The organism is Streptomyces sp. NPDC091289 (assembly GCF_044757365.1).
Classification (GTDB): Bacteria; Actinomycetota; Actinomycetes; order Streptomycetales; family Streptomycetaceae; genus Streptomyces.
On the sequence record NZ_JBIVUT010000013.1, the window covers coordinates 1 to 13,068 of the forward strand.

Genomic DNA, 13,068 nt, shown 5'->3' on the forward strand with positions numbered 1-13,068 from the left:
TGTTTTGGGGGTGGGGCGCCCCCCCCCCCCCCCGGGGGGCCGGGTTGGGGGGGGGCCCCCCCCCCCCCCCCGCGCGGGGGGGGGGGGGGGCCCCCCGGGGGGGGGGGCCCCCCCCCCCCCCCCCCGGACGGGCTGGGGGGTGTGCGGGCGCACGAGAAGGGCGCGGAGTACGGGACCGTATCCGTACTCCGCGCCCTCGTTCATGGGGTGACGCAAAGGTCATGCTCGGGTGACAGGGACCGCGGCGGCGGCGATCGGCCCGGGGGAGGGCGTCTCCTTCAGGTCAGGAGACGGTCCCCGGGTCCTTCACCACCGCACTGGCATCGCTCGACCGCCGCGGCCTCGTCGTCCTGCCCGTGCCGCGCGGCACCCCTCATCCGGGTGCGCGGTACGGGCAGGGGTCTATAAAGGGGGCTCAGTCCTCGCGCAGGGCGCGGACGGCCTCCTCCACGCGCTTGCCGTAGTCGGCGTCGGCGGCGTGGAAGTGGGCGAGGTTCTTCTCGATCACGTCGTCGCGGGTGACCTGCGAGAGGCCTCCGGCGATGTTCGCGACCAGGCGGCCCTTCTCGTCCTCCGACATGAGCCGGAAGAGTTCGCCCGCCTGGAAGAAGTCGTCGTCCTTGGTGTGGGCGGGCGCCTCGTGCGTGCCCGTCCAGCCGTGGATCGCCAGCGGGGCGGCGAGCGCCGCGTCGGTCTGCGCCGGACCGGCGTACGAGTTGGGCTCGTAGTTCTTGTCGTGGCGCGAGCCGTTGCGGGTCGCGTGGATCCCGTCGCGGCCGTAGTTGTCGACGACCGCGGTGCGCGGCGCGTTCACCGGCAGGTGGGTGTGGTTGACGCCCAGGCGGTAGCGGTGCGCGTCCGCGTAGGCGAACAGCCGGCCCTGGAGCATCTTGTCCGGGGACGGACCGATGCCGGGCACGAAGTTGTTCGGGGAGAACGCGGCCTGCTCGACCTCGGCGAAGACGTTGTCCGGGTTCCGGTCGAGGACCAGGCGGCCGACCCGCTGGAGCGGGTAGTCGCTGTGCGGCCACACCTTGGTGAGGTCGAACGGGTTGAACCGGTAGTCCGCGGCCTCGGCGGCCGGCATCACCTGGACGTACAGCGTCCAGGAGGGGTTGACGCCGCGCTCGATGGCCTGGAGCAGGTCCGTCTGGTGCGAGTTGGCGTCCTTGCCGACGAGCTCGGCGGCCTGGTCGCCGGAGAGGGACCGCACGCCCTGGTTCGTCTTGAAGTGGTACTTGACGAAGAAGGCCTCGCCCGCGGCGTTCGTCCACTGGTAGGTGTGCGAGCCGTAGCCGTTCATGTGACGGTACGAGGCGGGGATGCCGCGGTCGCCCATCAGCCAGGTGATCTGGTGCGTCGCCTCGGGGGCGTGCGCCCAGAAGTCCCAGACGTTGTCCGGCTCCTGCTTGCCCGTGAACGGGTCGCGCTTCTGCGAGTGGATGAAGTCGGGGAACTTGATCGGGTCCTTGATGAAGAACACCGGGGTGTTGTTCCCGACCAGGTCGTAATTGCCCTCGTCCGTGTAGAACTTGAGGGCGAAACCGCGCGGGTCGCGGACCGCGTCCGCGCCGCCGAGCGAGTCGGCGACGGTCGAGAAGCGGATGAACGTCTCCGTGCGCTTGCCCACCGCGCCGAGAAAGTCGGCGCGGGTGAAGCCGGTGACGTCGTCGGTGACCTCGAAGTAGCCGTACGCGCCGGAACCGCGGGCGTGCACCACGCGCTCCGGGATGCGCTCACGGTTGAAGCGGGCGAGCTTCTCCAGGAGGTGCTGGTCCTGGAGGAGGATCGGTCCACCGACACCGGCGGTGGCGGAGTTCTGGTTGTCGGCGACCGGGGCGCCTGACTCGGTCGTGAGCACACGCTTAGCCATGTGGCGGGATGACCTTTCGTACGAGCTGCTGACGGCTTGAGGAGCGTAGATTCGCCGCGAGGCAACGTCAACAGTTTGTTGAAAACGAAGTAGGTGGTTCCGGGCCGCGGCAGCGCCTGGGCGCGACAGGACAGGTGTCAGCGCCACCGCGACCCGGAGATCAGGGGGCCCGTCGTGCGGGCCGTGGCCCCGTACGAGGCCGGGGGCTCCTTGCGGAGCCGGGGAGGGATCAGACCTGGGAGCCGGACAGCCGCTCGACCGAGCGCAGCAGCGCCGAGTGGTCCAGGCCGCCGTCGCCCTGGGCGCGCAGCGAGGCGACCAGCTGGGCGACCACACCGCCGACGGGCAGCGCCGCGCCGACGTTGCGGGCGGCGTCGGTGACGATGCCCATGTCCTTGTGGTGCAGGTCGATCCGGAAGCCGGGGGCGAAGTCCCGGTTCAGGAAGTTGTCCTTCTTGCGGGTCAGCACGGTCGAGCCGGCCAGACCGCCGTTGAGGACGTCGAGCGCGGCGGCGAGGTCGACACCGGACTTCTCCAGGAAGACCACGGCCTCGGCGCAGGCCTGGATGTTGACCGCGACGATCAGCTGGTTGGCGGCCTTCACCGTCTGGCCGGAGCCGTGCGGGCCGCAGAGCACGATGGTCTTGCCGAGGGCGTCGAGGAGCGGCTTCGCGGCGTCGAAGTCCGCCTGCTCACCGCCGACCATGATGGACAGGACCGCCTCGATGGCGCCGGCCTCGCCGCCGGAGACCGGTGCGTCCAGGACCCGGACGCCCTTCTCGGCCGCGTTCTTGGCGAGGTCCACGGAGGTCTGCGGGGTGATGGAGGACATGTCCACCAGCAGCGCGCCGCGCTTGGCGTTCTCCAGGATGCCGTCCGGGCCGTAGGCGATGGCCTCGACCTGCGGGGAGGCGGGCACCATCGTGATGACGACATCCGCGTCCCTGACCGCGTCCGCGATCGAGGACGCTCCGGTGCCGCCGGCCGCGACCAGCCGGTCGATCTTGTCCTGCTCCAGGGTGTATCCGGTGACGGAGTAACCGGCCTTGATCAGGTTCTCGGACATGGGGGAGCCCATGATGCCGAGGCCGATCCACGCAACCTTGGGGAGGTTGTTGCTCATGAGGGTGCCTTCCTGAAAAACGTGTGTACGTAAGGGGGTTGGGCGCGACCCTCAGGTCCGCCCGGCCCGTCCGCGGCCGGTCAGTGGGCCGCTCGGGCCGACGCCGGGAGCCAGTCGAAGGACTCGGCGCTCGGCCGGTCGCCCGGCTTGTACTCCAGGCCGACCCAGCCCGCGTACCCGGCGTCCTTCAGCTCGTCGAGGAGCCGCTCCAGGGGGAGCGAGCCGGTGCCCGGCGCGCCGCGTCCCGGGTTGTCGGCGATCTGGACGTGACCGGTCTTCGCGGCGTACGCCTTGATGACCTGGCTCAGGTCCTCGCCGTTCATCGAGAGGTGGTACAGGTCCAGCAGGAACTTGGCGTTCCCGAGGCCCGTCGCCGCGTTGACCTTGTCGACGACCTCGATCGCGGCCGGTGCGCTCACCAGCGGATAGAGCGGCGACTCCGGCTTGTTGAGGGTCTCGACGAGCAGGATCGCCCCGATGCGGTCCGCCGCGCGGGCGGCCAGCACCAGGTTCTCCAGGGCGAGCGTGTCCTGGACCTGCGGGTCCGCGCCCTCGACGCGGTTGCCGTACAGCGCGTTGAGCGCCGTGCAGCCGACCGAGGCGGCGAAGTCGGCCGCCACCTCGATATTGGCCCGGAAGCGGTCCGACTCCGTGCCGGGCACGGAGAGCGCGCCGCGGTCGGGGCCGGGCAGCTGTCCGGCGTAGAAGTTCAGCCCCACCAGCTGGGTGCCGGCGTCGTCGAGCGCCTTCTTGAGGGCGTCGAGCTCCGCCTGCGGCGGGGTGGGGGTCTCGATCCAGGGCCACCACAGCTCGACCGCCGTGAAGCCCGCCGCGGCGGCTGCCGCGGGACGCTCCAGGAGCGGGAGTTCCGTGAAGAGGATCGAAAGGTTCACATCGAAGCGCTGGTCCGGGTATCCCATGAGGATGTCGGCGCTCCTTCCGTATTGCGGAAGTTAGTTTCTGCTTAACGGAAGATTGCCCGGAGGGTGGCAGGGCTGTCAAGGGGGTGCCGGAAAATTCGCCCCGGTCAGCGGCGTACGGAATCGGTGGCGCGGGCGCCTTCGGGCATACGAAAGCGGGGCGGGGGCCGCCGTCGACCCCCGCCCCGCCCGGCTCTCACGCCATGAGCGCCGCTTCCGTACGCAGGGCTATCCCGCCGGAACCGTGTCCTCGAAGCTCGTGCCCGCACCGCGGTACGCCCCGACCATCGCGTTCACCTGGGACGGGGTGAGCACCTGGTCCTTCACATGCAGGACGTAGTCCACCTGCTGGTCGTAGGCGCGGGGCGTGGTGCTCGGCTGCCCCTCCAGGTCGATCAGCCACTGGTTGAAGTTGATCGACATCGGCCGCTCGGGCAGATAGTCCGCCCCGTGCGTCCCGAAGTGCTGACCGTCGACGTAGTACGTGATCTCGTTGTCGTCGATCGTCACCACCAGGTCGTGCCAGCCCTCGTACGACTGCCGCGACTCGCTGTGCGCGTTGACCGCCTCCCACGGGTCGGGCCGGTAGGTCTCCCACGACGTCGTGTAGAGGATGTTCGCCGGCTCGCCCCAGCCGCCGTTCGGCAGATACTCGAAGTCGTACTCCGCGTAGTCGTCCGCCATCGGCGCCTTCAGGTCGTTGATGGTGAAGAACGTCTGCACGATCCGGTCGCCGTCCGGGCCCGAGCGCGGCGCGTCACTGAACTTCACCCGGGACGCGTACGTCCCGTTCTTGAACTTCATCGACTGCGTCAGGATCTCGGTGTGCTTCGTCGACTCCCCGGTGCCCGCCGTCGAGGTCTCCAGGTTCATCACCGAGTTCCCGCCCTGGTCGGCGAAGGTGACGTTCTCCGGTGCCCAGGTCGCGCCCGGCACCCCCGGGCCGCCGGAGTTGGACCGTACGCTCCAGCCGTTCGCGTTGATCGCCGGGTCGGTGTGGGAGCTGTAGTCGAAGTCGTCGAACAGCGCCGGCGCGTCACCGGGCGGGTCGGTGGGCGGGTCCGTCGGGTCCGGCGGGTCGGTCGGTCCGTTGCCGCCGGGAGCCTCGCCCCACACGGTCGCGCCGGAGACGTGCGCGGTCACCTTGGACCAGTCGCCGTACGCGGCCCGGTCCGGGCCGAAGGAGTAGTCGTCGGACTGGACGAGCGAGGCCCAGGAGCTCTGGTGGAAGCGGAGCTGCAGGTCCCCGGTGTCCGCGCCCGGCGCCAGCGAACCGGCCCCGGCCGTGAAGCCGATCTCCAGATAGCGGTCGGCCGTGGCGGTCGGGTTCGCGAGCGTCCCGAACGTACCGGTGATGTTCGCGCACCCCTTCACCGCCCAGGAACAGGCGAACCGGTAGGCGGCGGACGCCGAGTCGGCCTTGAAGTAGTAACGCACCTTGACACTGCTCAGCGGTACGGAGGCGGAGCCGGCGTTACGGACCTTCAGCCACGGCTCGCTCTGGTCGGCGTTCGCGCCGGACGCGCTCGTCCGGTACTGGACGACGATCCCGTCCGCCGCGGCGGACGCCGACGACGGCAGAGCGGCCAGACCGGTGACGGCCAGTGCCACGGCGGCGGCCGATGCGGCGGCGGTGCGCAGCCTGGACCTGCGCGGATTCCTGCGTGACGTGTTCCGTGATGTGTTCACGAGTGTTCCTCTCCGGAACGGTGGTGGGGGAGTGGTGACGAGTGGGGTCGCGCTGTTCCTCCGGATGGGGCTGGGGACGGGGACGCGTACGTGGCCGTCGCGAGCGACCGCGCGTCCAGCGGGCGGTAGGGGACGCCCAGGGCGTCCAGCCGGGCGGTGTGGTGACGCAGCCGCTCGACGAACCCCGGCCAGTCGTCGCGCCCGCCGGACCAGGAGCGGTCGGCGAGCGCGCACAGCCGTGGGTAGCTGAGGTACTCGATCTCCTCGGGGGTACGGGCGTACTCCGTCCACACCTGGGCCTGGGTCCCGAGCACCCGCGCCCGGTCCGCCTCCGGCCAGTCGTGCGGAGCCGGTTCGTAGCCGTGGACCGTGTGCAGGGAGACCGGCGCTCCGGGCTGGGCCACCGGTTCGGCCGGGTCGCCGGACTGGGCGTAGTCGAGGTAGGTGGCCCGGTGGTGCGCGGCGATCACCTGGTGGCCGCGGCGCGCGGCGGCCCGCGCGTGCGAGGAGTCGCGCCAGGTCATCACCGTGAACTCCGGCGGGAGTTCGGCGCCGTTCTCGACCCAGCCGAGCGGAATCCGGCCACGCTCCGCCAGGAACGCCCCGACCCGGCCCATGAACCAGCCGTGCAACGCCGCCGGGTCCGCGAGCCCGAGGGCCGCCGCGCGTTCCCGGGCCGCGGGGCTCTCCTCCCACTCGGTGGTCGGGCACTCCTCGCCGCCGATGTGGATGTACGGCGACGGGAAGACGTCCATGACCTCCTCCAGCACGGCGCGGCAGAAGTCGAAGACCCCCTCGTGCACGCCGAGGATCGTGTCGCACACCCCCCAGCGGGTCCACACGTCCAGCTCCCGCCCGGGGTGGTTGCCCAGCTCCGGGTAGGCGGCGAGCGCGGCCCGCACGTGGCCGGGCATCTCGATCTCCGGTACGACGGTGACGCCCCGCTCCGCCGCGTACCGCACCAGGCCCCTCAACTCCGCCTTGGTGTAGTGGCCTTCGTGCGGCACCGCGTCGAAGTGCGCTCCGTCCGGGCCGGTCGGGCCCTTCTGCGACCGGGCCCGCCGGGAGCCGACCGAGATCAGCCGCGGGTAGGCGTCGACCGGCATCCGCCAGCCCTGGTCGTCGGTGAGGTGGAGATGCAGGACGTTCAGCTTGTGGAGCGCCAACAGGTCCACGTACCGGCGCAGATAGCCGATCGGCTGGAAGCGGCGCGCCACGTCCAGCATCGCCCCGCGCCAGGGCCGGTCCGGTACGTCGGTGATCTCGACGCACGGCAGCTCCCAGGAGCCGGTGGCCGTGGAACCGCCCGACAGGGCCTCGGCGGGCAGGAGTTGGCGGATCGTCTGGACGCCCCGGAGCAGCCCGGTGAGATGGGCGGCGCGCAACTGGAGGGCCTGCGGGGCGACCGTCAGCCCGTACCCCTCCTCGCCGAGGCCGCCGAGCCGGTCGTCCAGGGCGAGGACGACCCGGCCGTCCGGCGCGGCGGCGAGGGGCAGCCCGGCGGCACGGCCGACCAGGGAACGCAGCAGGTCCGCCGCCGGCTCCGCACCCGGCAGCGCCCGGACGGTGGTCTCCCGGTCGAGCGTGAGCCTGCCTCCCAGCGAGGAGACCTTGCTGGGCCGGGGGAGGAGGGAGAGGGCGGGGGCTGGGCGCGATGCGGGCACGGGGGGCCTCCGGATTCGGTTCGCGGGCGAGCGGGCGAGCGGGCGAGCGGGCGGACGAGCGGCGGCGAGGCGCTGTCGGCGGCTCAGCCCTTGACGGCGCCGGCGGCGAAGCCGGACGTGACGTGGCGCTGGAGCAGCAGGAAGATCACCAGGGCGGGCAGCGCGAAGAGCGTGGAGGCGGCCATCGTGGCGCCCCAGTCGGTGCCGAAGGTGTTCTGGAAGGACGACAGCCAGACCGGCAGCGTCCGGTTGTCCTGCTGCTTGATGATCAGGAAGTTGGCGTAGGCGAACTCGTTCCAGGCGGTGATGAAGCCGAACAGCGAGGTCGCCATCAGACCCGGCGCCAGCAGCGGCATCGCCACCCGCCAGAACGCCCCGCTCCTGGTACACCCGTCGACCTGCGCGGCCTCCTCCAGCTCCGGCGGGATCGTCCCGATGAAGCCGCGCAGCACGACGACGGTGAACGGCAGCGTGATCATGAAGTAGATCAGCGTCAGCGTCGGCAGCCGGTCGAGCATGTCGGTGTCCCGCGAGATGATGTAGATCGGGATGATCAGCGACTCCCAGGGCGCCATCTGCGCGATGAAGATCATCAGCATGAACTGCCGCCGGCCCTTCCACCGCATCCGCGCCACGGCGAACGCCGCGCCCAGCGCCACCAGCAGCGCCAGCAGGACGGCCCCCAGCGTGACCAGGATGCTGTTCCGCCAGAACAGGGCGAAGCCGTCGGCCTCCACGGCCCGCCGGAAGTGGTCGAGCGTCCAGGTGTGCGGGAAGAGCTGCGGGTCGGCGGACCGGATGTCCTTGGACGGCTTGAAGGCCGTGGAGATCATCCAGTAGACGGGGAAGAGGCAGACCACGACGGTCACGGCCGCGGCGATGTTCAGCGGAAGCCGGCGAAGGCGCGGGCGTACGGCACGGGCGGTCATCGGGTCTCGTCCTCCTGGCGGAGCATCTGGCGGAAGTAGAGGACGAGCACCCCGGACATCAGGACCACGGTGACCATCGAGGCGGCGGAACCCAGGTCGTACCGCTGGCTGGAGAGCGCCGTCTGGACCGCGTAGACCGGCAGGATCGTCGTGGCGTCGCCCGGCCCGCCCTGGGTCATCACCCAGATCTGGACGAACGCCTTGAACGTCCAGATCACCTCCAGCGACAGCACCAGCAGGAAGATCGGACGCAGCATCGGGAAGGTGACCGAGCGGAAGATCCGTCCCGCGCCCGCCCCGTCCAGCCGCGCCGACTCGTACAGCTCCAGGGGCACGGTGGTCAGCGCCGAGTAGAGGGTGATCGCGGCGAACGGCACCGACTGCCAGACGATCAGCGTCACCAGGATCGCGAAGGCCGCGGTGCCGTTCGCGAACCACGGATAGCGGTCGAAGGAGTCGAAGCCGAGCGAGGTCAGCGACCAGTTGACGATGCCGAACTCCGAGTGGAACAGCCACTGGAAGACGGTGGTCGCCGCCACCACCGGCATCGCCCAGGCCAGCACCAGCGAGCACAGCACCACCGTCCGCCCGATCCGGCCCAGCCGCTCCACCATCAGCGCGACCAGCGTGGCGATCACCATGATCAGGACGACGTTGATCGCCATGAACAGGAAGGTGCGGCGCACCACCTCCCAGAACCGTGGATCGGAGAGCAGTGTGCGGTAGTTGCGCAGCCCGACGAACTCCGCGTCACCACTGATCAGCTGGCGCAGCCGGAAGTCCTGGAACGAGATCAGGACGGCCCGCACCAGCGGATAGACCAGCAGATAGAGCATGCCGCCGACGGCGGGGGCGATCAGGGCGTACGGCCAGAGGCCGTGCGCCCTGCCCCGCGGGGACGGGGCCTTGCGTACGGCGAGGCGCGGGGCCGGGCGTCGCCGGGGTGTGCGGGGTGCGGTCCGTTGGTCGACGACCGGCACGGCACGCCTCCTTTCCTGCTGCTGATGCTGCGGTGGCGGGTCGGGGGTCGGGGATGGGGGATGGGAGATCGGGTCAGGAGCCGGCGTTCATGGCCCGGGTGATGTCCTGCGAGGCCTTCGTGGCCTCCTTCGCCGGATCGCCCCCGGTGAGCACGGCCGTCATGTAGTCCTTGATCGGGTTCTCCGCCTCGACCGCCGCCCAGCCCGGGGTGTTGGGCGTCGCGTGCCCGTTGGCCGCGCCGACCGCCATCGCGGCGGCCCCCGGGTCGTCGGCCACGGCGGACGCCAGCGTGGTCCGGTTCGGCACATAGCTCATGGCGACGGCGAGCTTCTTCTGCCAGGTGTCCCCGGTCAGCTCCTTGATGAAGGTGACCGCCTCGTCGGGGTGGGCCGCCGCGGCCGGCACGACCAGGTCCGAGCCGCCGGTGAAGACCGCTCCCGGGGTGTCCGCGGTCTTGCCCGGGATCGGGAAGAAGGCGAGCTTGCCCTTGAGCTCGGGGTTGTTCTCCGCGATGACCTTCGCCCCGCCCGGCGTGGAGATGACCTGCGCCACCTGCCCCTGGGCCACCACCTCGACCTGCGGCGGGTCGTCCTCGTCGGAGTCCTTGGGGCCCTTGCCGAGCGCCTGGAGCTCCTTGTAGAACGCCATGCCGCGCAGCGCCTCGGGGGTGTCCAGCGCACCGGACCACTTCTCCCCGGACTCGGTCGCGAGGTCGCCGCCTTCGTCCCAGATGAACCCGGCCAGCGCGTACCACATCTGCCCGGGCAGATAGATGCCCTGCGTGCCGCCCTTGTTGAGCTTGGCCGTGGCGTCGATCCACTGCTCGCGGGTCTTGATCGCCGCGGCGTCGACGCCCGCCTTCTCGAAGAGGTCGGTGCGGTAGACGACCACCCGGTTCGCCGCGTAGTACGGGATGCCGTACTGCTTGCCCTCGTACGACCCCGGCTCGGCCAGTCCGCTCAGCCAGTCCGTGCCGTTCAGCTCCTCGGTCCGGTCGCTGAGGTCCAGCAGCCCGCCGCTCTCCGCGAACTGCGCCACCTGGGTGTTGCCCGCCTCGATGACGTCCGGGGCGTCGTTGCTCGCCAGGGCGGCGGTGATCTTCTGGCCGATCCCGTCCCACTCCTGGATCTGGATCTTCACGTCGATCGTCGGGTGGCGCTTCTCGAAGTCGGCGGTGAACTCCTTCTGGAACTCGGCGGAGACGCTGTCGCGCATCAGCCAGACGTCCACCGTCGTCCGTCCGTCCCCGTTGCCGGAGCCGGATCCGGACGACGAACTACAGGCGCTGAGCGCGGCGGTCAGGACGAGCACGGACCCACCGGCGAGCAAGCGGTACTTCACGGTTCACCTCGGAAGCAGAACGGATGTGACGGACCTGACCACCTGACCAGTAGTGCTCACTGGACAGCTCACCTCTCGATGGGGGTTGAAGGTGGCATAGACCAATGGGGCCGTCAACCCCTTGCGTACAAAGGGGATTTGGTGATCTGTACGTAACGAGATCGCTCGTGCATCATCCGGAAAGCGCTACACTTCACCTGACCAGCGGGCCAGTTCGGTCGGACTGGTCATCAACTGGTAAGAAAAATCAATCCGTCGGGAGGGGAACGCGTGGACGCGGACGTGCCGGGGACGGTGCTCAAACGGGAGCGGACCCGCGATGCCGTGCTGGAGCTGATCGAGTCGCGCAGCCCCGGGGACGCCATTCCCTCGGAGCGCGCCCTGTGCGCCCTGCTCGGCGTGTCGCGGCCCACCGTGCGCGCGGCGGCCGACGAGCTGGTCGCCGCCGGGCTCCTGGTGCGCGAACACGGCCGGGGCATGTTCGTCGCCCCCGCCAAGATCACCCAGGAGCTGGTCGCCGGGGACCGGGCGCTGAGCGTGCCGCAGGCGGCGGGCACCTGGTCGAGCCGGCTGCTGGAGTTCACCACGCTCCAGGCGGGGGCCCGGGTCGGCCGCAAGCTGCGGATGTCGCCCGCCGCCGAGATCGTCTACGTGGCGCGGCTGCGGCTGGTCGACGGTGCGCCGATGGCCATCGAGCACCTGCACATCCGGGCCGGGCTGGTGCCGGGCCTCAGCGCGCAGGAGCTGGAGAGCGGTGATCTGTACGAGCATCTGCGCGCCACGCACGGTGTGCACGTCCACGAGGCGGTCCAGGCCATCGAACCCACCGTCGTCACGCGCGCCGAGGCCAAGCTGCTCGATGTCCCGGAGCTGTCGCCGGCGCTGCTCTTCGAGCGGCTGACCTCGGACACCACGGGCCGTCCGGTGGAGTACGTCCACTCGCTCTACCGGGGCGACCGCTACCGGATCGTGTCCCGGCTGGCGCTCGGCCCGGCGGCCGAGGTGGCCCCCGACCGGGAGGGGCACCACCCGGGCATCCCGCCCGGCGACTTCGCGCACGGCGACGCCATCGCCTCCTCGACCAGGGGGGACATCCAGGCGGGCGACTGATCGCCGACAGCCGTTGCGTTGCACAGCGTGCAACTCGTGTTGCACCTCTTGCCTGGAGGGCGTCGGCGGGCCAGGGTGGCGGACGCATCCGAAGCAGCCGACCCCCACACGAGGTGCCTCGCATGAACCCAGCCCCCCGCCCGAACCCTGTTCCCGGCCCTGGCCGCTCCCACCCCGGCCCCGCGTCCGCCGACGGTCCCCCCACCCCCGGCGTCCCCAGCCGCCGGGGTCTCCTCGGCGGTCTGCTGGCGGGAGCCGCCCTGGCCGCCGCCCCCGCGCTCGCCACCCCCGCCCATGCCGGGAGCCGTCCGGCTCCCGCGCCCGCCCGGACCGCCGCCCCGCGCGCCACCCGCCCGCTGCTCCTCGGCACGTACACCTCCGAGGCGGGCGGCGGCACGGGCATCGGCACCGCCGCGTACGACACCGGGACGGGTGCGATCACCCCCGGACCGGTGATCAACGGCGTCGAGAACCCCTCCTACCTGGCCCTCCACCCCTCCGGCACCACCGTCTACGCGGTCGCCGAGCAGGACGCGGGCGCGGTCACCGCCGTGGCGCTCGCGCCGGACGGGACGTACGAGGTGCTCGGCAGCCGCCCCACCGGCGGCTCCGGCCCCACCCACCTCTCCGTCCACCCGTCCGGGGACTGGCTGCTGAGCGCGAACTACACCTCCGGCAGCGTCGCCGTGCACCCGATCGCGGCGGACGGATCGCTGGGGGAGCGCACCGACCTGGTCACCCACAGCTCACCGCCGCCCGGCCCCGGCCAGGGCGGACCGCACGCCCACCAGATCGTCACCTCGCCCGACGGCGGCCACGTCCTCGCCGTCGACCTGGGCACCGACGCCGTGTACACGTACACGCTGGACGAGAGCGCCGGGACGCTCACCGAGGTCTCCCGCGCCGCCCTCGCACCCGGATCCGGCCCCCGCCACCTGGCCTTCCACCCCGGCGGGCGCTTCGCCTACCTGGCCTGCGAGCTGGACGACACCCTGGTCGTCTGCGCGTACGACCCCGCCACCGGCGCCCTCACCCCGGGCCCCGGGCAGTCCACCGGTACGGGATCCGGCACCAGCTACCCCGCCCAGCCGGTGGTCACCGGCGACGGGGCGTACGTCTACCTCGCCAACCGGGGCCACAACAGCCTCACCCGTTACGCCGTCGAGGACGACGGGGCGGCCCTGCGGCTGCTGGACACCGTGCCCGTCGGCGGTGACTGGCCCCGCCAGCTCGCCCTGTCCCCGGACAGCGCCCTGCTCTTCGCCGCCAACCAGCGCTCCTCCACCGTGACCGTCTTCGAGGTCGGCCCCGACGGCACCCTGACCGGCGCGGGCGACCCCTTCCCGGCACCGGTCGCGGTCTGTGTGCTGCCGCTCCCGTGACCACCGCCGGCGGGGCCCCGCGCGCACCGGAGCGGGGCCCCGTCCAGCGGTTACAG

At 71.4% G+C, this 13,068-nt stretch carries 10 protein-coding genes; 2 read left to right on the forward strand and 8 right to left on the reverse strand.

Features of this window, described 5'->3' with window-relative positions; genetic code table 11:
* Positions 1-415 precede the first annotated feature (415 nt).
* From ACIQPT_RS18530 to ACIQPT_RS18565, 8 genes are all read right to left on the reverse strand, one after another.
* Positions 416-1,873 carry a catalase gene (locus ACIQPT_RS18530; RefSeq protein WP_401156953.1) on the reverse strand — a complete coding sequence of 486 codons (1,458 nt, stop codon included), beginning with the start codon at positions 1,871-1,873 and terminating at the stop codon, positions 416-418.
* 229 nt (positions 1,874-2,102) lie between these two features.
* Positions 2,103-2,996 (reverse strand): 2-hydroxy-3-oxopropionate reductase, encoded by an 894-nt coding sequence (locus ACIQPT_RS18535; protein ID WP_401156954.1) that lies wholly within the window; start codon positions 2,994-2,996, stop codon positions 2,103-2,105.
* 80 nt (positions 2,997-3,076) lie between these two features.
* Entirely contained in the window at positions 3,077-3,916 is an 840-nt protein-coding gene (locus ACIQPT_RS18540; RefSeq protein ID WP_401156955.1) for a TIM barrel protein, read from the reverse strand.
* A 228-nt stretch (positions 3,917-4,144) separates the two neighbouring features.
* On the reverse strand, positions 4,145-5,605 hold the full coding sequence (locus ACIQPT_RS18545) for a cellulose binding domain-containing protein (RefSeq protein WP_401156956.1): 1,461 nt from the start codon (positions 5,603-5,605) through the stop codon (positions 4,145-4,147).
* Positions 5,602-7,269, reverse strand: a complete 1,668-nt coding sequence (locus tag ACIQPT_RS18550) for a beta-N-acetylhexosaminidase (protein ID WP_401156957.1) — start codon at positions 7,267-7,269, stop codon at positions 5,602-5,604. Before ACIQPT_RS18550 ends, ACIQPT_RS18545 begins: the two co-directional genes overlap by 4 nt.
* 83 nt (positions 7,270-7,352) lie before the next feature.
* A complete protein-coding gene (locus ACIQPT_RS18555; protein WP_401156958.1) occupies positions 7,353-8,198 on the reverse strand; it encodes a carbohydrate ABC transporter permease in 846 nt (281 codons plus the stop codon).
* Positions 8,195-9,178, reverse strand: a complete 984-nt coding sequence (locus ACIQPT_RS18560; RefSeq protein ID WP_401156959.1) for a carbohydrate ABC transporter permease — start codon at positions 9,176-9,178, stop codon at positions 8,195-8,197. Before ACIQPT_RS18560 ends, ACIQPT_RS18555 begins: the two co-directional genes overlap by 4 nt.
* A 73-nt stretch (positions 9,179-9,251) precedes the next feature.
* Positions 9,252-10,520: an extracellular solute-binding protein gene (locus tag ACIQPT_RS18565; protein WP_401156960.1), complete on the reverse strand. Its 1,269-nt coding sequence runs from the start codon at positions 10,518-10,520 to the stop codon at positions 9,252-9,254.
* 270 nt (positions 10,521-10,790) lie between these two features.
* Between ACIQPT_RS18565 and ACIQPT_RS18570 the strand changes: the two genes are divergently transcribed.
* Both ACIQPT_RS18570 and ACIQPT_RS18575 read left to right on the forward strand, forming a co-directional pair.
* Positions 10,791-11,630 carry a GntR family transcriptional regulator gene (locus ACIQPT_RS18570; protein WP_401156961.1) on the forward strand — a complete coding sequence of 280 codons (840 nt, stop codon included), beginning with the start codon at positions 10,791-10,793 and terminating at the stop codon, positions 11,628-11,630.
* A 122-nt stretch (positions 11,631-11,752) separates the two neighbouring features.
* Positions 11,753-13,012, forward strand: coding sequence for a lactonase family protein (locus ACIQPT_RS18575; RefSeq protein WP_401156962.1), 1,260 nt, complete (start codon positions 11,753-11,755; stop codon positions 13,010-13,012).
* Positions 13,013-13,068 lie beyond the last annotated feature (56 nt).

Coding starts and splice junctions, on each gene's coding strand:
- ACIQPT_RS18530 (WP_401156953.1), bottom strand. CDS start 1,873: ATGGCTAAGCGTGTGCTCACGACCGAGTCAGGCGCCCCGGTCGCCGAC.
- ACIQPT_RS18535 (WP_401156954.1), bottom strand. CDS start 2,996: ATGAGCAACAACCTCCCCAAGGTTGCGTGGATCGGCCTCGGCATCATG.
- ACIQPT_RS18540 (WP_401156955.1), bottom strand. CDS start 3,916: ATGGGATACCCGGACCAGCGCTTCGATGTGAACCTTTCGATCCTCTTC.
- ACIQPT_RS18555 (WP_401156958.1), bottom strand. CDS start 8,198: ATGACCGCCCGTGCCGTACGCCCGCGCCTTCGCCGGCTTCCGCTGAAC.
- ACIQPT_RS18575 (WP_401156962.1), top strand. CDS start 11,753: ATGAACCCAGCCCCCCGCCCGAACCCTGTTCCCGGCCCTGGCCGCTCC.